Raw genomic sequence first — 19,409 nt, 5'->3', positions numbered from 1 at the left:
ATCGCTGCGGGCGGCAGGCGGCCATGGACACCGCCTTGCCGGGCCGTCCCGAATAGCAATTTCCCGGGCTTTCGATACGAATTTGCCTGGGCCCCACAAACCGCGCGCCCGCCTGCGGGTTTTGTTTGCATCGCGGCGAATCCGGCCGCATCAGATCGGGCCGACGGGCGCGGGTAGCGCCCTCCATTGTCAGGAGGATGGGATGAAAGCGCTGGTTCTGGAAGAAAAGGGCAAGCTTTCGCTGCGGGATTTCGACATGCCGAGGACGCTTGGGCCCCGGGATGTGCGCATCAAGATCCATACGGTCGGCATCTGCGGCTCGGACGTGCATTATTACACGCATGGCAAGATCGGCCATTTCGTCGTCGACGCGCCCATGGTCCTGGGGCACGAGGCCTCGGGCACCGTCGTCGAGGTCGGCCCGAGGTCACCATCTGAAGCCCGGGGACCGCGTCTGCATGGAGCCGGGCATCCCCGACCCAACCTCGCGCGCGGCAAAGCTCGGCATGTACAACATCGACCCTGCCGTGCGCTTCTGGGCGACGCCGCCGGTCCACGGCTCCTGACCCCCGACCTCGTCCACCCTGCCGCCTTCACCTACAAGCTGCCCGACAGCGTAAGCTTTGCCGAGGGCGCGATGGTCGAGCCCTTTGCCATCGGCATGCAGGCGGCACTGCGGGCGCGCATCCAGCCCGGCGACATTGCCGTCGTGACCGGCGCCGGCCCCATCGGCATGATGGTGGCGCTGGCCGCCCTGGCCGGGGGCTGCGCCCGCGTGATCGTCGCCGACCTCGCCCAGCCCAAGCTGGACATCATCGGCGCCTATCAGGGCATCCGGACGGTCAATATCCGCGACCGCGCGCTGGCCGATGCCGTGGCCGAGGCGACCGATGGCTGGGGCGCGGACGTGGTCTTCGAATGTTCGGGCGCGGCACCCGCGATCCTGGGCCTGCCGGCGCTCGCGCGTCCGGGCGGGGCCATCGTGCTGGTCGGCATGCCGGTCGATCCGGTGCCGGTCGACATCGTCGGGCTGCAGGCCAAGGAGCTGCGGATCGAGACGGTGTTCCGCTATGCCAATGTCTATGACCGGGCCATTGCGCTGATCGCCTCGGGCAAGGTGGACCTGAAGCCGCTGATTTCGGCCACGATCCCGTTCGAGGACAGCATCGCGGGCTTCGACCGCGCCGTCGAGGCGCGCGAGACGGACGTGAAGCTGCAGATCACGATGCCGCAGTAAGGGGGCCGCAATGTATCTGGGACTGGATCTGGGCACCTCGGGCATCAAGGCGATGCTGGTCGACGACCGTTTCGCCACCGTGGGCGTCGCCCATGCGCCGCTGAGCGTCAGCCGCCCCCAGCCCGGCTGGTCCGAACAGGACCCGGCGGACTGGATCGCGGGCGCCGAGGCGGTGATCGCCGCCTTGCTGCGCGACCACCCGGCGGCCATGGCGCGGCTGCAGGCCATCGGCCTGTCGGGCCACATGCACGGCGCGGTGCTGCTGGACGCATCGGACCGGGTGCTGCGGCCCTGCATCCTGTGGAACGACGGCCGGTCGGGGCCGCAATGCGCCGAACTGACCGCGCGGGCCGATTTCCACGGCATCGCCGGCAACCTGGTCATGGCGGGCTTTACTGCGCCGAAGCTGCTGTGGGTGCAGCAGAACGAACCTCAGACCTTCCGAGCGGTGGCCAAGGTGCTGCTGCCCAAGGACTACCTGCGCCTGTGGCTGACGGGCGCGCATGTCGCCGAGATGTCGGACGCGGCCGGCACGCTGTGGCTGGACGTGGCCAAGCGCGACTGGTCGGACGCGCTGCTGGGCGCGACCGGGCTGACCCGCGCCCAGATGCCCGCGCTGGTCGAGGGCAGCGACGTGTCGGGCCATCTGCGCACCGATCTGGCGGAACGCTGGGGCATCGCGCGCGTGCCCGTGGCGGGCGGCGGCGGCGACAATGCCGCGACCGCCTGCGGCATGGGGGTGATGACGCCGGGCACGGGGTTCCTGTCGCTGGGCACCTCGGGCGTGCTGTTCGCGGCGACGGAACGCTATGCGCCCAACACCGGCGATGCGGTCCATACCTTCTGCCACGCGGTGCCGCAGACCTGGCACCAGATGGGGGTGATCCTGTCGGCGACCGACAGCATGACCTGGCTGTCCGAGATCACCGGCAAAGCCGTGCCGGACCTGGCCGCGCTGGTGCCCGAAACGGTCGCCACGCCGTCGCCCGCGCTGTTCCTGCCCTATCTGTCGGGCGAACGTACGCCGCTGAACGATCCCGGTGCCACCGGCGCGTTCCTGGGCCTGCGCCGCGCCTCGGGCCTGGGCGATCTGGCGCAGGGCGTGATGGAGGGCGTTGCCCTGGCCTTTGCCGATTGCGTCCAGGCGCTGCGCAAGGCCGGCACCCCGATCGAGGCCGCCTATGCGGTGGGCGGGGGCGCACGGTCGCGGGCCTGGTTGCGGATCATGGCCTCGGCCACCGGGCTTACGCTGCTTGAACCCGAGGATGGCGATTTCGGCGCCGCCTTCGGCGCGGCGCGGCTTGGAGCGGCCTGCGTCACGGGCGACCTGTCTGACGCCGGCTTTCCCAAACCCGCCGTTCGCGCCGAGGTTGCGCCCGATGCAGGACTGGCCGCGCAATATGCGGAAAAGTATGTGGCCTTTCATGCCGCTTATCCGCAGTTGAGGAGCTTGGGTCAGCCCGCCGCCTGACCGCCTTTCCGCTGGAAAATTCCCGTTTTCACGGGCTTTCAACGGGAATTTTCTGCGCTGCGGCAGGATGGGTGACCTGCGTCCGCAGGGCAACCGCACCGCACTTGTCAAATCGGGCGGCAATCTGCGCAAAAAAGTATCGGTAATTTCTGTGCTGTGATGTGGAATCCCACCATGCCAAAGTCCTATGGTTCGGCAGCGCACAAGCCGCGCCGGAGAGGAGCCGGCAGGCCGCCCCGCAAGGGGTCGCGGCGCATCAAGGGGGAGAGAAAGGCGTGCAACCCGATCTGGAACTGGTCCATATCCGCAAGGGCGAATCCTTCGCCGCGTGGATGCATGGCTATCCGTTCCGCACGGTGCGCTGGCACTATCACCCCGAATATGAAATCCATCTGGTCAACGCGACCTCGGGCACCTTCTACATCGGCGACTTCGTGGGCCGCTTTCAGCCCGGCCAGCTGATCATGACCGGCCCGAACCTGCCGCAGAACTGGATCAGCGACATCCAGCCGGACGAGATCGTGCCCATCCGCTCTCTGGTGATCCAGTTTCCCGAGCCCTTCATCGAAAACGCCTGTGCCACCATGCCGGAAATGGAGGCGCTGCGCCCGCTTCTGGACCGCAGCCGCCGCGGCGTCCTGTTCGACGACGAAACCACCCGACTGGTCCGGCCGCTGATGGACCGGCTGGTCGAGGCGCAGGGGATCAGGCGGCTTGCGCTGTTCTGGGAGATCCTGGACCATCTGGCCAACGCGCCCCAGTCCGAGGTCCTGGCCAGCCTGGGGTTCGGCCTGGATCTTGGCCGGGTGCACGACGGCGGCATCAACCGCGCGCTGACCTATCTGCGCGAGCATCTGACCGAACAGATCGAGGAAAGCGAACTGGCCGAGATGGTCGGTCAAAGCCAAAGCGCCTTTTCCCGCGCCTTCAAGCGCCACACCGGCACGACGCTGGTGCGCTATCGCAACCAGTTGCGGGTGGACCTGGCCTGCCAGATGCTGCTGACCGATCCCGACATCAAGGTGGCCGAGATCTGCTACGAGGTCGGGTTCTCGAACCTGTCCAACTTCAACCGGCATTTCCTGAAGCACAAGGGAATGTCGCCCTCGCAGTTCCGCGCGACCTTCGCGGCCCAGAAGGCGCTGGTCATGGCGGACTGACGAACGGCCCCAATCCGGTTTTTCACCAATTCGGGCGGCGCGGCGCCGCCCGGAGACGCGCAGGGCTTGCCTGCTTTCATCCACTCGGGAGGAACCCTCAGATGAAATCGACCTTTCTGACCGCCACGGCCGCGCTGGCGCTGCTGGCCGCCCCGGCCCTGGCCCAGGACAAGCTGAAGATCGGCATGACGTTCCAGGAACTGAACAACCCCTATTTCGTGTCCATGCAGGAGGCGCTGAACGAAGCCGCCGCCTCGCTGGGCGCCGAGGTGGTGGTGACCGATGCCGGCCATGACGTGGCCAAGCAGATTTCCGACGTCGAGGACATGCTGCAGCAAAACATCGACATCCTGCTGCTCAATCCGACCGACAGCGCCGGGATCGAGGCCGCCGTCCATGCCGCCAAGGCCGCCGGCGCCGTCGTGGTGGCGGTCGACGCCAACGCAAACGGCCCGGTCGACACCTTCGTCGGCTCGAAGAACCGCGACGCGGGCTACATGTCCTGCAAATACCTGGGCGACGCGCTGGGCGGCAAGGGCGAGGTCGCGATCCTCGACGGCATCCCGGTCGTGCCGATCCTGCAGCGCGTCGAGGGCTGCAAGGCCGCGCTGGCCGAGTTCCCGGACATCCAGCTGGTCGACACCCAGAACGGCCGCCAGGACCGTTCCGTCGCGCTGGGCGTGGTGGAAAACATGATCCAGTCCAAGCCGAACCTCGCCGGCATCTTCTCGGTCAACGACGGCGGCGCCATGGGCGCGCTGGCGGCGATCCAGGGCTCGGGCAAGGACATCAAGCTGACCTCGGTCGACGGCGCGCCGGAAGCGGTCAAGGCCATCACCGAAGGCGGCCCCTTCATCGAGACCACCGCGCAGTTCCCGCGCGACCAGGTCCGCGTCGGCCTGGCGATGGCGCTGGCGCAGAAATGGGGTGCCCGCGTGGTGCCCAAGGAAGTGCCGATTGACGTGATGGTCGTCGACAAGGAAAACGCGGCTGACTTCAGCTGGTAACGGTTCCTCCCCGGACTCGCCCCGGCCTTTGCGCCGGGGCGGGATTGGCGAGGTTCAGGAAGGGGGCGCGATGCTGGAACTGAACGGAATCAGAAAGAGCTTCGGCAAGATCGAGGCGCTGCACGGCGTCGATCTGGAAGTCCGCGCGGGCGAGGTTCACGCCCTGATGGGCGAGAACGGCGCCGGCAAGTCCACGCTGATGAAGATCCTGTGCGGCATCATCCAGCCCAGTGCCGGCACGATCCGCATCGACGGGACCGAGCGCCAGTTCGCCGACTACGACCAGGCGATCGCCGCGGGCGTCGGCATCGTGTTCCAGGAATTCAGCCTGATCCCGCACCTGAACGCGGTCGAGAACATGTTCCTTGCGCGCGAGATGCGGACCCGGCTGGGCCTTCTGGACCGCAAGGCGATGCGCGTGCGCGCGGCCGGGATCATGCGCCAGCTGGGGGTCGACGTGGCGCTGGACGTGCCGGTGAACCGGCTTTCGGTCGCCGAGCAGCAGATGGTCGAGATCGCCAAGGCGCTGTCGCTTCAGGCGCGCATCCTGATCATGGACGAGCCGACCGCGACCCTGACCCCGTCGGAGGTCGAGCACCTGTTCAAGATGATCCGCGACTTGCGCAAGCAGGGCGTGGCCATCGTCTTCATCTCGCACCACCTGGAAGAGATCTTCGAGATCGCGACCGCATCACCGTGCTGCGCGACGGCCAGTTCGTCGCCTCCTGCGCGGTCAGCGAGGTCGACAACGACCGGCTGGTCGAGATGATGGTCGGCCGCCGCATCGAAGCGAATTTTCCGCCGAAGCCCGCCCTGAACCCCGCCGCGCCCGTCGTGGTCGAGGTCGAGGAGGTTCAGCTGACGCGGGGCGGTCCTCGTGTCGTCAGCTTCGCCCTGCGCAAGGGCGAGATCCTGGGCTTTGCCGGGCTGGTCGGGTCGGGCCGGACCGAAACCGTGCTGGCCATCTGGGCGCCGGCCCCGCCACGCGCTGCAAGGTCAGGGTGGACGGGGTCGAGAAACGCTTCTCGGGGCCCGACGAGGGGCTGGCGCATGGCATCGGCCTGCTGCCCGAAAGCCGCAAGGAACAGGGGCTGATCACCAGCTTTTCGATCCTGCAGAACATCTCGCTGAACAATTACGGCAAATATGCCAAGGGCCACTGGTTCATCGACCTGAAGAAGGAACTGGCCGCGACGCGCGAACGCGATGGCCCAGGTGCGGGTCAAGGCGCAGGGCCCGCAGGCCCGCGTCGACACGCTGTCGGGCGGCAACCAGCAGAAGGTCGTCATCGCGCGCTGGCTGAACCACGACATGCAGGTGCTGATCTTCGACGAGCCGACGCGCGGCATCGACGTCGGCGCCAAGGCCGAGATCTATGCCCTGATCCGCGCCTTGACCGAGGCGGGGGCAGCGATCATCATGATCTCGTCGGAACTGCCCGAGGTGATCGGCATGTCCGACCGGGTCTGCGTGTTCCGTTCGGGCGGGATCGTCGCGACCGTCGAGGGCGAGGCGATCAATTCCGAAACCATCATGACCTATGCAACCACGGGAAGGGTTGAACATGTCGCATGACGCAAATACCGCAGCGACCGGCAAGTCCGGCTTCTCGTTCGGGGGGCTCCTGCATTCACCGCTGGCGCTGCCGCTGATCGGGCTGATCGTGGTGTCGTGCCTGATGGGTCTGGCCAGCGACAGCTTCTTCAGCCTGGGCAACATCATGAACGTGCTGCGCCAGGTGTCGGTCGTGGGCATCCTGGCCGTGGGCATGACCTTCGTGATCCTGACCGGCGGCATCGACCTGTCGGTCGGCGCGGTCATGGCGCTAGTCGGCACGCTGGCCGCGGGTCTGATGGTCAACAACGGCCTGCCCGCACCCCTGGCGCTGGGGGCAGGGCTGCTGATCGGGCTGGGCATCGGGCTGGCGAACGGGTTCCTGGTCGCCTGGGGCCGGATGCCCGCGATCATCGTGACGCTGGCGACCATGGGCATGGCGCGCGGCCTGGGGCTGATCTATTCCGGCGGCTATCCGATCAGCGGCCTGCCCAGCTGGATTTCCTGGTTCGGAGTCGGGCGCGTCGGCGTCGTTCCGGTGCCCGTCATCATCATGGTGGTGATCTATGCGCTGGCCTGGGTGCTGCTGCAGCGCACGCCGTTCGGACGCCATGTCTATGCCTTGGGCGGCAACGAAACGGCCGCGCGGCTGTCGGGCGTCAAGACCCGGCGCGTCAAGCTGGCGGTCTATGCGATTTCCGGCCTGACCTCGGCCCTGGCGGCCCTGGTCCTGACCGGCCGGCTGATGAGCGGACAGCCGAACGCCGGCGTCGGCTTCGAACTGGACGCCATCGCCGCCGTCGTGCTGGGCGGCACCGCCATCGCCGGCGGGCGCGGGCTGATCCTGGGGACGCTGATCGGCGCGGTGCTGCTGGGCATCCTGAACAACGGTCTGAACCTGATGGGCATCAACCCCTACCTGCAGGACGTCATCAAGGGCGCGATCATCCTGCTGGCCATCTACATCGGGCGCGAATGGCGCTGAGCCCGCCCAAGACATTCACACAGGAGAAGAACATGTCTGAATCGCTGCAAGGCAAGGTCGCGGTCATCACCGGCGCAGCCTCGGGGATCGGCTTGGCCACGACCGAGGCCCTGCTGGACCAGGGCGCCACCGTCGTCATGGTGGACTGGAACGAAGCCGCGCTGGACGAGCTGGCCGGCAGGCTGGGCGACCGCGCCATTCCCCAGGTCACGAACCTGCTGGACACCGACAGCTGCAATGCCATGATCCCCGAGATCCTGGCAAAGGTCGATCACATCGACATCCTCTATTGCAACGCCGGCACCTATATCGGCGGGGACCTGACGGAGACGACGCCCGAGGCCATCGACCGGATGCTGAACCTGAACGTCAACGCGGTGATGAAGAATGTCCATGCCGTCATCCCTCACATGACGGAACAGGGCGGCGGCGACATCATCGTCACCTGTTCGGTCGCTGGCCATTTCCCCGTGCCATGGGAGCCGGTTTATTCTGCGTCGAAATGGGCGATCACCAGCTTTGTCCAGGGCATGCGCCGGCAGTTGATCAAGCATGGCGTGCGCGTGGCGCAGGTTTCGCCCGGGCCGGTCGTCACGGCGCTGCTGGCCGACTGGCCCGAGGAGAACCTGCGCAAGGCCAAGGAATCGGGCAGCCTGATCGATGCAAGACGAGGTGGCCGATGCGGTCGTCTACATGCTGACGCGCAAGCGCACGGTGACCATCCGCGACATGCTGGTCCTGCCGACCAACTTCGACCGCGCTGACACCGACGGGCCGAGCCGCCGAGCCGCCATGGCCGCGTGTGATCGGCATCGACGTGGGCACCGGCTCGGCCCGGGCCGGGGTGTTCGACCGGACAGGGGCGCTGCTGGCCAGCGCCAGGCGCCCCATCGCCCTGCACCGCGAGGACGGCGGCATCGCCGAGCAATGCAGCGCACAGGTCTGGCAGGCGGTCTGCGACAGCGTCCGCGACAGCGTGGCGCAGGCCGGGATCGACCCGGCCCAGGTCGCGGGCATGGGCTTCGACGCCACCTGTTCGCTGGCGGTGATCGGGCCTTCGGGGCAGGGCCTGCCGGTCGGCGACCCGGCCCATCCCGAACGCGACATCATCGTCTGGATGGACCACCGCGCGGTCGAACAGGCCGCGCGCATCAACGCCCAGGGCCACGCCGTACTGGCCTATGTCGGGGGGCGCATCTCGCCCGAGATGCAGACACCGAAGCTGGTGTGGCTGCGCGAGCACCGGCCCGAGATCTATCGGACGGCGGCGCATTTCCTGGACCTGACCGATTTCCTGACCTGGAAGGCCACCGGCGCGCTGGAGCGGTCCGCCTGCACCGTCACCTGCAAATGGACCTATCTGGCGCATGAAGGCCGCTGGGACGGCAGCTATTTCCGCCAGATCGGGCTGGGCGATCTGGCCGATGACGGCTTTGCCCGGATCGGCGCCCGCGTGGTCGACCCGGGGACCGCCTTGGGCCGGGGCCTGTCCCCCGAGGCGGCCGCGGCCATGGGCCTGCGTCCCGGCACGGCGGTCGCCGCCGGGCTGATCGACGCCCATGCCGGTGGCGTCGGCACCGTCGCCGCCGGGGGCGAAGCGACCGATTGCCTGGGCTATGTCTTCGGCACCTCGTCCTGCACCATGACCACGACGCGCGACCCCGCCTTCGTGCCAGGGGTCTGGGGACCCTACTTCTCGGCCATGGTGCCCGGCATGTGGCTGAACGAGGGCGGCCAGTCCGCCGCCGGCGCCGCCATCGACCAGCTGGTGCGGATGCACCCCGCCTCCGCCCGCGCGGTCGCGCTGGCCGAGGCCCAGGGCAAGGCGCTGCCGCACTGGCTGGCCGACCGCGCGCTGGCGCTTGCGGCCTTGCCAAGCCAGGCGGTGCGGCTGGCCGACCAGCTGCATGTCGTGCCCGAATTCCTGGGCAACCGCGCGCCCTTTGCCGACCCCCATGCCCGCGCCGTCATCATGGGCCTGGGGATGGAGACCGAGCCGGACGCGCTGGTCGCGCTCTATGTCGCGGGGATCTGCGGGCTGGGCTACGGCCTGCGCCAGATCATCGAGACGCAGGCGCGGCATGGCGCGCCGGTCCAGACCATCGCCGTCAGCGGCGGGGCGGGGGCCCATCCCCTGACCCGGCAGCTGCTGGCCGACGCCACCGGCCTGCCGGTCGAGGTGACGCAGTCGCCCGAACCCGTGCTGCTGGGCTCGGCCATGCTGGGCGCAGTCGCGGCGGGGCTGTTCCCCGACCTGGGCCGCGCCATGCCCGCCATGTCGCGCATCGCCACGCGGTGCACCCCGGACCCCGCCACCCGGGCGCTGCACGACGCGCGCCATGCCGCCTTCCTGACCCTGCAACGGACCGCGCGCGAGATCCGCCGGTCCACCGAGGAGCGTGTTTCCCCATGAAAGACCTGACCGACGCCCTGGCCGCTGCCCGTGCGGGGGGCGACAGCTTTGCGATGGCCAACTGCATCCGCGCCCTGTCGATGGACGCGGTCGAGGCGGCCCGCTCCGGCCATCCCGGCGCGCCCATGGGCATGGCCGAGGCGGCGACCGCGCTGTGGACGCGGCATCTGAAATTCGATGCCGCCGATCCCGACTGGCCCGACCGCGACCGTTTCGTGCTGTCGAACGGCCATGGCTCGATGCTGCTTTACAGCCTGCTGCACCTGACCGGCTTTGCCGACATGACGCTGGACCAGATCCGCAACTTCCGCCAATGGGGCGCGGTCACGGCGGGCCATCCCGAATACGGCCATGCCAAGGGGGTCGAGGTCACGACCGGCCCGCTGGGGCAGGGGCTGGCGATGGCGGTGGGCCTGGCGATGGCGGAACGGGCGCTGAACGCGCGGTCGGCGACGATCTGGTCGATCACCGCACCTGGGTCTTTGCCGGCGACGGCTGCCTGATGGAGGGGATCAGCCAGGAGGCGATCTCGCTGGCCGGGCATCTGAAGCTGTCCCGGCTGGTGGTGCTTTACGACGACAACGGCATTTCCATCGACGGCCCGACCGACAAGGCCTTCACCGAGGATGTGACCGGCCGCTTTGTCGCGGCGGGCTGGCAGGTGCTGGCCTGCGACGGCCACAGCGTCGACCGGATCGACGCGGCCATCGCCGCCGCGAAAGGGTCCGACCGCCCCGTGCTGATCCGGCTCAGGACGGTGATCGGCCTGGGCGCTCCGGCCAAGGCGGGCACCCATGACGTGCATGGCGCGCCGCTGGGACCGGCCGAGCGGGCCGCCGCCCGGACCGCCCTGGGTCTGCCCGACGCCGATTTCGCCATCCCGGGCGACCTGCTGGCACGCTGGCGCGAGGCCGGCCGGCGCGGCGCGCCCGAACGCGCCGCCTGGCAGGCCCGGCTGGCGGTACGCGATGCCGAGACGCAGGCCGAATTCACCCGGCGCATGTCGGGCGTCCTGCCCGAGGCGCTGGACAAGGCCGTGGCCTCGGCGCGCGCGGCCCTTTATGCCGCGCCCCAGGCCGTCGCGACGCGCAAGGCCAGCCAGATCGCGCTCGACAGCCTGACCGCCGCCCTGCCCGAGATGATCGGCGGCTCGGCCGACCTGACCGGCTCGAACCTGACGCGGGTCAAGGCGGTGGACAGCGACTTTCAGCCCGGCCGCTACGACGGGCGCTATGTGTCCTGGGGCGTGCGCGAATTCGGCATGTGCGCGGCGATGAACGGCATGTCCTGCCACGGCGGGCTGATCCCCTATGGCGGAACCTTCCTGGTGTTTTCCGACTACGCCCGCAACGCGATCCGGCTTTCGGCGCTGATGGGGGTGGGCACGATCTATGTGATGACCCACGACAGCATCGGCCTGGGAGAGGACGGCCCGACCCACCAGCCGGCCGAGCATCTGGCGTCCCTGCGCGCCATGCCGAACCTGAACGTGATCGCCCCGCCGATGCCGTCGAGACGCAGGAGTGCTGGGAACTGGCGCTCCGCAGCCGCAACCGGCCCTCGCTGCTGGCGCTGTCGCGCCAGAACGTGCCGCAGTTGCGCCTGTCGGGCGACAGGAACCTGTCGGCGCGCGGCGCCTATGTCATCCATGGCGACGCGCAGGCCCGCGACCTGACGCTGCTGGCCACCGGAACCGAGGTCGCGCTGGCGGTCGAGGCGGCGACCGAACTTGCCGGGCAGGGCATCCGCGCCGCGGTCGTCTCGATGCCCAGCTGGGAGCTGTTCGAGGAGCAGTCCCGCGACTATCGCCGCGCGGTCCTGGGCGACGCGCCCCGCATCGCCATCGAGGCCGCCTCCACCTTCGGCTGGACGCGCTATGTCGCCAGCGACGCCGATGTGATCGGGATGCGCGGCTTTGGCGCCTCGGCTCCGGCGCCGGTGCTTTACGAACAATTCGGCATCACCGCCGCGGCCATCGTGGCGCGCGCCAAGATCCTTCTGGCTTAACCTGACGAGGTCATCATGCAGTTTTCGGGAAAATCCGTCATCATCACCGGCGCGGGCAAGGGGATCGGCCGCGCCTGCGCCCGGCTGATGGCCGCCCAGGGCGCCGAGGTCGTGGCCCTGTCGCGCACCGGGTCCGACCTGGACAGCCTGCGGGCCGAGATCGGCGGCCGCTCGATCCCGGTCGATCTGGCCGATGCCGCCGCCACCCGCGCCGCGATGGCCGAGGCGGGGCCGGCCGATTACCTGATCAACAGCGCCGGCATCAACGCGCTGGAAAGCGTCCTGGACATGACCGAGGCAGGCTATGAGGCCGTCCTGGGCATCAACCTGCGCGCCGCCCTGCTGACCTGCCGGCATTTGCCCGCGCGCGCGTCGCGGCGGGCGGCGGCGGGGCCATCGTCAACATCACCTCGATCGCCGGGCACCGCGGCTCTCAGGACCATCTGTGCTATGCCGCCTCCAAGGCGGGGCTCGAAGGCGCGACCCGCGTCATGGCCCGCGAACTGGGCCCGCATGGCATCCGCGTGAACGCGGTTGCCCCGACCATCACCCTGACCGAACTGGCCGCCGAGGCCTGGTCGGACCCCGCCAAGAGCGCGCCGATGATGGTGCGCCACCCCCTGAACCGCTTTGCCGAGGCCGACGAGGTCGCCGAAAGCATCGCCCTGCTGCTGTCCGACCAGAGCCGCATGATCACCGGCGCGGTGCTGCCGGTCGACGGCGGCTTCCTGGCCGTCTGAAAGGAAATCCCATGCAATTCTTTGTCGATACCGCCGTCATCGCCGACATCCGCGAGTTGAACGACTATGGCCTGCTGGACGGGGTGACGACCAACCCCTCGCTGATCGCCAAGTCCGGGCGCGACTTCAAGGAGGTCATCGCCGAGATCTGCGCCCTGGTCGAAGGTCCCGTCTCGGCCGAGGTGGCGGCCCTGGACGCCCAGGGCATGATCGCCGAGGGCACGCACCTGGCCGCCATCGCCCCGAATGTCGTGGTCAAGCTGCCGCTGACGCTGGACGGGCTGAAGGCCTGCCGCCACTTTGCCAAGGCGGGCATCCGCACCAATGTCACCCTGTGCTTTTCGGCCAACCAGGCGCTGCTGGCGGCCAAGGCGGGGGCGACCTATGTCTCGCCCTTCGTGGGGCGGCTCGACGACATCAACCTGGACGGGATGGAGCTGATCCACGACATCCGCACCATCTTCGACAACTACAGCTTCGACACGCAGATCCTGGCGGCCTCGATCCGCACGCCGAACCATGTGCGTGAGGCGGCCCTGGCTGGCGCCGACGTGGCGACGGTGCCGCCGGGGGTCATCAAGGCGCTGGCCCAGCATGTCCTGACCGACAAGGGGCTGGAGCAGTTCAGCAAGGACTGGGCCGCGACCGGCCAGTCGATCCTGTAGGGGCAAGGGAAAGGGCCGGGGTCCTGGGGACCCCGCGCCTAGCGCGCGAACATCGCTTCGATCGGCGCCGGGGGGACGGGCTGAGTCACCAGGTGGCTCTTGCGCTTTTCGTAAAAGGCGTTGCCCCCCGCCACCAGGACATAGTGCATGTTGTCATAGGAAAACCTGTGGCTGGCGGCGTGAAAGAACATCGCGTTCCCGATCATGGGATGGCGTTCGCCGCGCAGGACGGCGCGGGCCGCCTCGCGGACCTGGGGCGGGGCCTTGTCCATCCGCCGGGTCATGATGCCCGGCGCGAACTGGTTCCTTTGCCCGACGACGCCGCAGACCGTGCGGGGATACTGGCCGGATTCGACCCGGTTCATCACCACGCTGCCGACGGCGATCAGCCCGTCGCGGCTGGACCGATTGGCCTCGAAATACATGGCCCGTTCCATGCACTCAAGCTCGCTGTGCCGGCGCGAAAGGCCGCAGCCCGCAAGCAGGGCCAGCGCAACCGCAAGGGATGCGCCCATGCGCAACGTCGAACGCGGGATCGTCATCGGGTTTCCTGCCGCTCATGGTGTTTGTTATCGTTACGCGATGCTTACCGCAGCCGGATTGGGCCATCAACATGGATCGCTTGCGGGGCACCCCCTTGGCGGCCCGGTGGGCATGCCTATCTTGGGGGCATGACCCTGATGCGATGCCGGAGGCCCAGCTGACCCACCCATCCCTTGCCGACCGGATCGCCGGGCTGGGCGCGGTCGATCTGGCGCGGCGCCTGATCGGGGCCAGCCTCGATGTCCGGGGCACCGGCGGCATCATCATCGAGACCGAGGCTTACGCCCGGGACGACCCCGCATCCCACAGCTTTCGCGGCCCGACCCCGCGCAATGCGTCGATGTTCGGCCCGGCGGGGCGTGCCTATGTCTATCGCTCCTACGGGATCCATCTGTGCCTGAACGTCGTGGCCCGCCCGGGCGAGGCGGTGCTGATCCGGGCTCTGGCCCCGCAGCGGGGGCTGGACCTGATGCGGCAGCGCCGCCAAAGCCCTTTGCTGTGCAACGGTCCGGGGCGGCTGACCCAGGCGCTGGGGATCACGCCCCAAGACGACGGCGCGCCCTTCGATGGGGACGCGCTGGCGATCACCCTGGCCGAGGTGACGCCCGAGATGGTGGCCGGGCCGCGCATCGGCATCAGCAAGGCCCAGGACCTGCCCTGGCGCTTCGGGCTTGCCGGCGCCGCCGGGCTGAGCCGCCCCTTTCCACGGGCCGGGGCCGGGCCCTAGGCGCCCTTCAGTTCCAGGAAGAACCGCACCATCTCGGCGCTGGCCTTGGGGCCCTGGGGGTCGGTATAGGACCCGGCGGGGTCCCCGCCCGACCAGGCATGGCCCAGGCCGTCGATCGCCCAGCGTTCCAGCAGGGCGTCGCCCTCGGGCGTGCGGGTGGTTTCGCGCACATAGCTGCGGGCACCGGCCTTGCCGGCGGTGCGGTCGAACAGAGTCTGTTCGGGCCCCGCGGCCAGCGCGTCGGCGGCGATCCGGTCCCCGTTCGCCGGATGCACGGTGCGGTCGGCGCTGCCGTGAAAGACGATGGTCGGGGTCGGGACCGGATCATGGCCCGGCATCGCCTCGGGCGCCGCGGTGCCGTTCATCGCTGCAAAGGCCGAGGGCACGTCCTTGGCCGCACCAAAGGGCAGGCCCGAGTGGGCGCCCACGGCGGCGAAGACATCGGGATGGGTCTGGCCCAGGATGACCGCCATCGCCGCCCCGGCCGACAGGCCCGCGACAAAGACGCGATCCCCTGGAACGGCATGGGCGCGGGCCACCTCGGCCGCAAGCTGGGCCAGGATCTCGGGCTCGCCCCGGCCACGGCGCTGGTCGCCCCGGCTGAACCAGTTCCAGCAGGACTGGGCATTGTCGCCCCGCGCCTGCTGCGGATAGACGACGATCAGCCGGTGTTCCTCGGCCAGGGCATTCATGCCGGTGCCGCGCGCGAAATCGGCGTGGGTCTGGGTGCAGCCGTGCAGCATCAGGACTAGCCCCTGCGTCCCCTGCGCCGCCGACGCGGGCACATAGGTCAGGTAGTCGCGCGTGCCCGCCGTGCAGGTAAAGCGGTCGGCCGTGAAGCTTGCCCCGGACGCAAGCGCGTCGCTTGTCGGCGCCTCGGCGGGCGAGCCCGAGGCGGGCAGGGGCATCGCAAGCCCGTGCTGGGACAGGGTGCGCTGCACCAGATCGTTCGCCCCCTCGAACCGCAGGGTGTCCATGGCCTGGCGCAGGGTGCCGATATCGAAGGGGTTCATCATATATTCCTTGGTAAGGGGGGCTAAAGGGTGCGGTCGGCCAGGGCCTTGCGGAGTTCGGGACTGGCCTGCAGCGCGCCCAGGACCGAGATCGAGCCGATCGTGGCCCGCGCCAGGTCCGGGTCGATGTCGCGGGCAAAGCGCGCAAGGCCCAGGACGCGCACATGCAGGACCTCGCCCGCGTCGCGCAGCGCCTGCAGTTCGGCGCGGGTAAAGTCGCGCAGGCCCATGTCCATCGTGTGGCGTTCGACCGTTCGGGCGACGACCTCGCGGTGGCTGTCGAGCTGGTTGCGGATGGCCGTGCGGATGAAGTCGCTGCGGTTCGAATAGAACCCTTCCTGCACCAACAGGTCGATGCGGCCCAAGTCCACAAAGCCCAGGTTGATGGTGATCTTTTCCGTGTCCGAGGTCTTTTCCTTGAGCGCCGACATCGTTTTCTCCATCCACATGGATGGTATATGGATGGAGAAAACGCGTGTTTCAAGGGTTGGACCCAATTAGCCCTTCCCGTCCCGCGGCAGAGCGGCCAGCCCCATCTCCAGCGCGGCCGACAGGGCCTGGGCGATCACCGCCTGGGGCCCGCCCTGAAAGGTGAATTCGCGTGCGACCGGGTCATGGCCGCGCAGGGCGGCGGCGATACAGACATAGCCGGCGGGCTTGCCCTGGTCGGGATCGGGACCCGCAACCCCGGTCGTGGCCATAGCAAGCCCCGCCTCTGGCGCTGCCGCCAGGGCGCCGGCGGCCATCTGGCGTGCCACCTCGGGGTCATAGACGGTGCGTTCGCGGATCACGTCTTGCGACACGCCAAGCGCCTGAACCTTGAGGGATTCGCAATAGGTGACGAAGCTGCCCTCAAGCTGTTTCGAACTGCCCGGCACCGCGGCAAGGCTGGCCCCCAGAAGCCCGCCCGTGCAGGATTCGGCCGTCACCACCCGCAATCCGCATTCCTCAAGCCGGCGGCACAGATCCAGGGCGACGGCGTGAACAGAGGCGGGAAAGTCCAGGGCGGCTTCGTCGCGCTGCAGCACGGTGGGACGGAACAGCGCCTCGTCGGTGCGGTCCAGCAGCGCAAAACGGTCCGCCAGCGGATGGTCCAGCCGGATCGGGTTGATCCGCTTGTGCCAGGTCATGCGCAGCCGGGCGAGCACGGTGTCCAAGATCTTGCGGGCATGGGCGTCGTCGCCGATCTCCAGCAGCGCGGCCAGATCCTCGGGCGCGGCGCGGGGTGCCTGTTGCAGGGCCTGTGCCAAGGCAAAGATCATGATGTCCCATTCCAGATAGGTGGCGCCGATCTGTGCCTCGTCCCCCGCGCCGATGCCCAGGCCATCGGTGGGCTTGGCGCGCCAGGTCTTTTCCGGGACGCCGACGGCGCGGGCCAGCCAGGGAATCTCCCATGACTTGATCAGGCCTTGAACCGGGGCCAGATCCCCCACGTCGCCGTGCAGCGTCCAGAACCCGGCCCCAAGCTCCGAGAAATTGTCCGTACTGGCGACCAGCCCGCCAAAGCGGTGCGCCTGGTCATAAAGCGTCATCATCCGCAGCCGGGCGCGCAGATTGCCCCGCCGCGTCCGCGCCGGAACGGTATCGGCCTCGGACAGGGTCTCATCGACCTTGCCCAAGCCCGCCACCATCGCCTCGTATTCGGGGGAGAGGTCCACATGGATATGCTCCAACCCCAAGGCCTGGCAGGCCTCGACGCCGCGCTCGGTCTCTTCGGGGTTCTGGTGGATGGGCAGAGTAAAGCCGATGACGCGCCAGCCGGCCTTCTTGAACAGCGCCGCCGTTAGGGCGGAATCGACGCCGCCCGACATGCCCAGCACCGCGGTGCCGATGCCGGCCTGCCGGCGATAGTCCGAAAGCTCGGCAATGACCCGGTCGCGAAGCTGACCCAGGCGAGCCTCGTCCAGAAACAGCCCCTGTCCGATCTGCTGGCGCAGGCGCCTGTCGAACCACGGCGCAAGCCCGCCATTGCCCGACTGACGCGACAGCGTCAGGATTTCCGCATAAAGCCCCTCATCCTCAGCCATTGGCGCCACCTTTTTGCGCAGGCGCGGCGCCGGGGGTCATCACCACCTTGGTCCATTCGTCCTGCCGGCCGTGGAAGTTGCGATAGCCCGTCGGCGCATCCTCAAGCGAAAGGCGGTGCGAGATCAGGAAGGTGGTGTCGATCTCTCCCTCAAGAATGCGGCGCAGAAGCTCCTGGGTGTATTTCTGCACATGGGTCTGGCCGGTGCGGATCTGCAGGCCCTTCTCCATCAGCGCGCCCAAGGGGAACTTGTCGGCCAGGCCGCCATAGACGCCGGGGATCGAGACGCGGCCGCCCTTCCTGACCGCCATCAGCGCCATGCGCAGCGCGTGGGCCCGGTCGGCGCCCATCCCCACCTTCTGCTTCAGCGCATCCAGCAGGTTGTCGGGGGAAAAGCCGTGGCTCTCCATGCCCACGGCGTCGATCACGGCGTCGGGGCCGATGCCGCCCGTCATCTCCATCAGCGCCTCGAGCACATGGGTCTTGCGATAGTCGATGACCTGCGCACCCAAGCCCCGCGCCAACTCCAGCCGGCCGGGATAATGGTCGATGGCGATGACCTGGCCCGCGCCCATCAGCAGCGCCGACTGGACCGCGAACAGGCCGACCGGGCCGCAGCCCCAGACGGCCACCGTGTCGCCGGGCCGGATGTCGCAATTCTCGGCCGCCATCCAGCCCGTGGGCAGGATGTCGGACAGAAACAGAACCTGTTCGTCGGGCACGCCGTCGGGGATGACGATGGGGCCGACGTCGGAAAACGGCACCCGGACATATTCGGCCTGTCCGCCCGGATAGCCGCCAGTCATGTGGGAATAGCCGAAAAGCCCGCTCATCGCATGGCCATAAAGCAGTTCGGACGCCTCCTGCTTTTCGACCGGGTTCGAGTTGTCGCAGGCCGAGAACTGCCCCTGCGCGCAGAAAAAGCAGGCGCCGCAGGAAATGGTAAAGGGCACCACCACCCGGTCACCCTTCTTCAGGGTGGATTTCGGGCCGGCCTCGACCACCCGGCCCATGAATTCGTGGCCCAGGATGTCGCCCGGTTTCAGGCCGGGGATCACCGCGTCGTAAAGATGCAGGTCCGAGCCGCAGATCGCGGTCGCCGTCACCTCGATGATCGCATCCCGAGGATTGACGATCTGTGGATCGGGGACGGTATCGACGCGAACATCGTGTTTTCCATGCCAGGTCAAAGCGCGCATCAGACTGCCTTCCGGTTTTCCGAGGTGGCGATTTCGCCGGTTTCAAGAAGCATCTTCAGACGCTTCAGTTCATGCTTGCCGCGGATCGTCGGGTCGGTCCCGCGCAGCATGGCGGCCCAGTGCCCGACGATGCCCAACTGCGGGCGCCAGGCAACATGGGCCTCGACTTCGGTGCCGCGTCCGGCGGGGGCGTCGCGCAGCTGGACCTTGGCCTCGATCTCGATCTCGGAACCCTGACCGAGCGCCAGGCCAGGATCTCGTTCTGGCGCTCGACGGTCAGGCGGGTCTCGATGCGATACCGACCGGCGGGCGAATCGATCAGCCAGGTCACGCGGTCGTCCGGCCCGGTTTCGACGCCGGCCAGGTTCTGCATGAACCCGGCCAGGCTGGCGGGATCGCGCCACATCCGATAGATCTGCGCGCGGGGCGCGGCGATGGTGACCGTCCTGCCCGCGACCTGATAGCGGCCGAATTGCGAACGCCGGGCGGTGCGTCCGGGTGCGCTGTCGGGCGGACCCTTCGGGGGCAGGCGTCCAAGCGCGCCGGCAAGCATTCCGGCACCGACGGACAGGGCGAAGACGGTGGCTGCGGTGGACAGGCCAGGTTCTCGGCGGGACATGGGACCTCCTGATTCTGGTGCCCAATCGAAACACCCCCGGCCG

16 protein-coding genes and 4 pseudogenes are annotated in these 19,409 nt (G+C 68.6%); 14 read left to right on the top strand and 6 right to left on the bottom strand.

Going from position 1 to position 19,409, the window contains the following annotated elements:
- The first annotated feature begins 202 nt into the window (after window positions 1–202).
- The 13 genes and pseudogenes from DPM13_RS07305 to fsa all read left to right on the top strand — a co-directional run bounded on the left by DPM13_RS07305 (window position 203) and on the right by fsa (window position 13,239).
- Window positions 203–1,237: pseudogene (locus DPM13_RS07305) on the top strand (NAD(P)-dependent alcohol dehydrogenase).
- Between the two features lie 10 nt (window positions 1,238–1,247).
- A complete protein-coding gene (gene xylB, locus DPM13_RS07300) occupies window positions 1,248–2,708 on the top strand; it encodes a xylulokinase (RefSeq protein ID WP_112887725.1) in 1,461 nt (486 codons plus the stop codon).
- A 275-nt stretch (window positions 2,709–2,983) separates the two neighbouring features.
- On the top strand, window positions 2,984–3,868 hold the full coding sequence (locus DPM13_RS07295; protein ID WP_028720738.1) for a helix-turn-helix domain-containing protein: 885 nt from the start codon (window positions 2,984–2,986) through the stop codon (window positions 3,866–3,868).
- A gap of 101 nt (window positions 3,869–3,969) precedes the next feature.
- The gene (locus tag DPM13_RS07290) at window positions 3,970–4,875 is read left to right on the top strand and encodes an ABC transporter substrate-binding protein (RefSeq protein ID WP_112887724.1); all 906 of its coding nucleotides are present in this window, start codon (window positions 3,970–3,972) and stop codon (window positions 4,873–4,875) included.
- 70 nt (window positions 4,876–4,945) lie between these two features.
- Window positions 4,946–5,644 (top strand): ATP-binding cassette domain-containing protein, encoded by a 699-nt coding sequence (locus tag DPM13_RS22490; protein WP_223252426.1) that lies wholly within the window; start codon window positions 4,946–4,948, stop codon window positions 5,642–5,644.
- Entirely contained in the window at window positions 5,572–5,970 is a 399-nt protein-coding gene (locus tag DPM13_RS22485) for a hypothetical protein (RefSeq protein WP_223252425.1), read from the top strand. Before DPM13_RS22490 ends, DPM13_RS22485 begins: the two co-directional genes overlap by 73 nt.
- A gap of 111 nt (window positions 5,971–6,081) precedes the next feature.
- Window positions 6,082–6,450 (top strand): ATP-binding cassette domain-containing protein, encoded by a 369-nt coding sequence (locus DPM13_RS22480; protein WP_223252424.1) that lies wholly within the window; start codon window positions 6,082–6,084, stop codon window positions 6,448–6,450.
- The gene (locus DPM13_RS07280; RefSeq protein ID WP_028720735.1) at window positions 6,440–7,414 is read left to right on the top strand and encodes an ABC transporter permease; all 975 of its coding nucleotides are present in this window, start codon (window positions 6,440–6,442) and stop codon (window positions 7,412–7,414) included. The genes DPM13_RS22480 and DPM13_RS07280 overlap by 11 nt, the downstream gene beginning before the upstream one ends.
- Window positions 7,415–7,446: 32 nt before the next feature.
- Window positions 7,447–8,173 (top strand): annotated as a pseudogene (locus tag DPM13_RS07275) (SDR family oxidoreductase); the annotation flags it as partial.
- Between the two features lie 43 nt (window positions 8,174–8,216).
- Window positions 8,217–9,827: an FGGY-family carbohydrate kinase gene (locus DPM13_RS07270; protein ID WP_112887723.1), complete on the top strand. Its 1,611-nt coding sequence runs from the start codon at window positions 8,217–8,219 to the stop codon at window positions 9,825–9,827.
- Window positions 9,824–11,834 (top strand): annotated as a pseudogene (gene tkt, locus DPM13_RS07265) (transketolase). The gene DPM13_RS07270 and the pseudogene tkt overlap by 4 nt, the downstream one beginning before the upstream one ends.
- A gap of 15 nt (window positions 11,835–11,849) precedes the next feature.
- Window positions 11,850–12,574: pseudogene (locus tag DPM13_RS07260) on the top strand (SDR family oxidoreductase).
- Between the two features lie 11 nt (window positions 12,575–12,585).
- A complete protein-coding gene (fsa, locus tag DPM13_RS07255) occupies window positions 12,586–13,239 on the top strand; it encodes a fructose-6-phosphate aldolase (protein ID WP_028720730.1) in 654 nt (217 codons plus the stop codon).
- Between the two features lie 38 nt (window positions 13,240–13,277).
- Here the strand turns inward: fsa and DPM13_RS07250 are convergent, their stop codons facing one another.
- Window positions 13,278–13,781 carry a cell wall hydrolase gene (locus tag DPM13_RS07250; protein ID WP_028720729.1) on the bottom strand — a complete coding sequence of 168 codons (504 nt, stop codon included), beginning with the start codon at window positions 13,779–13,781 and terminating at the stop codon, window positions 13,278–13,280.
- Window positions 13,782–13,924: 143 nt separating this feature from the next.
- On the opposite strand from DPM13_RS07250, the gene DPM13_RS07245 reads away from it, so the two are divergent.
- Window positions 13,925–14,509 (top strand): DNA-3-methyladenine glycosylase, encoded by a 585-nt coding sequence (locus tag DPM13_RS07245; RefSeq protein WP_112887722.1) that lies wholly within the window; start codon window positions 13,925–13,927, stop codon window positions 14,507–14,509.
- Here DPM13_RS07245 and DPM13_RS07240 read toward each other — a convergent pair.
- The 5 genes from DPM13_RS07240 to DPM13_RS19650 all read right to left on the bottom strand — a co-directional run bounded on the left by DPM13_RS07240 (window position 14,506) and on the right by DPM13_RS19650 (window position 19,366).
- The gene (locus DPM13_RS07240) at window positions 14,506–15,522 is read right to left on the bottom strand and encodes an extracellular catalytic domain type 1 short-chain-length polyhydroxyalkanoate depolymerase (protein WP_112888722.1); all 1,017 of its coding nucleotides are present in this window, start codon (window positions 15,520–15,522) and stop codon (window positions 14,506–14,508) included. The genes DPM13_RS07245 and DPM13_RS07240 overlap by 4 nt on opposite strands.
- 23 nt (window positions 15,523–15,545) lie before the next feature.
- Window positions 15,546–15,953: a CopG family transcriptional regulator gene (locus DPM13_RS07235; protein WP_088239160.1), complete on the bottom strand. Its 408-nt coding sequence runs from the start codon at window positions 15,951–15,953 to the stop codon at window positions 15,546–15,548.
- A 66-nt stretch (window positions 15,954–16,019) separates the two neighbouring features.
- On the bottom strand, window positions 16,020–17,549 hold the full coding sequence (gene nadE / locus DPM13_RS07230) for an NAD(+) synthase (RefSeq protein ID WP_112887721.1): 1,530 nt from the start codon (window positions 17,547–17,549) through the stop codon (window positions 16,020–16,022).
- Window positions 17,542–18,747: a zinc-dependent alcohol dehydrogenase gene (locus DPM13_RS07225; protein WP_112887720.1), complete on the bottom strand. Its 1,206-nt coding sequence runs from the start codon at window positions 18,745–18,747 to the stop codon at window positions 17,542–17,544. The genes nadE and DPM13_RS07225 overlap by 8 nt, the downstream gene beginning before the upstream one ends.
- Before the next feature lie 64 nt (window positions 18,748–18,811).
- The gene (locus tag DPM13_RS19650; RefSeq protein WP_145963320.1) at window positions 18,812–19,366 is read right to left on the bottom strand and encodes an SRPBCC family protein; all 555 of its coding nucleotides are present in this window, start codon (window positions 19,364–19,366) and stop codon (window positions 18,812–18,814) included.
- Window positions 19,367–19,409 lie beyond the last annotated feature (43 nt).

The sequence above is a fragment of the Paracoccus mutanolyticus genome (genome assembly GCF_003285265.1).
Classification (GTDB): domain Bacteria; phylum Pseudomonadota; class Alphaproteobacteria; order Rhodobacterales; family Rhodobacteraceae; genus Paracoccus; species Paracoccus yeei.
This window is presented reverse-complemented; position numbering and strand designations above follow the sequence as displayed.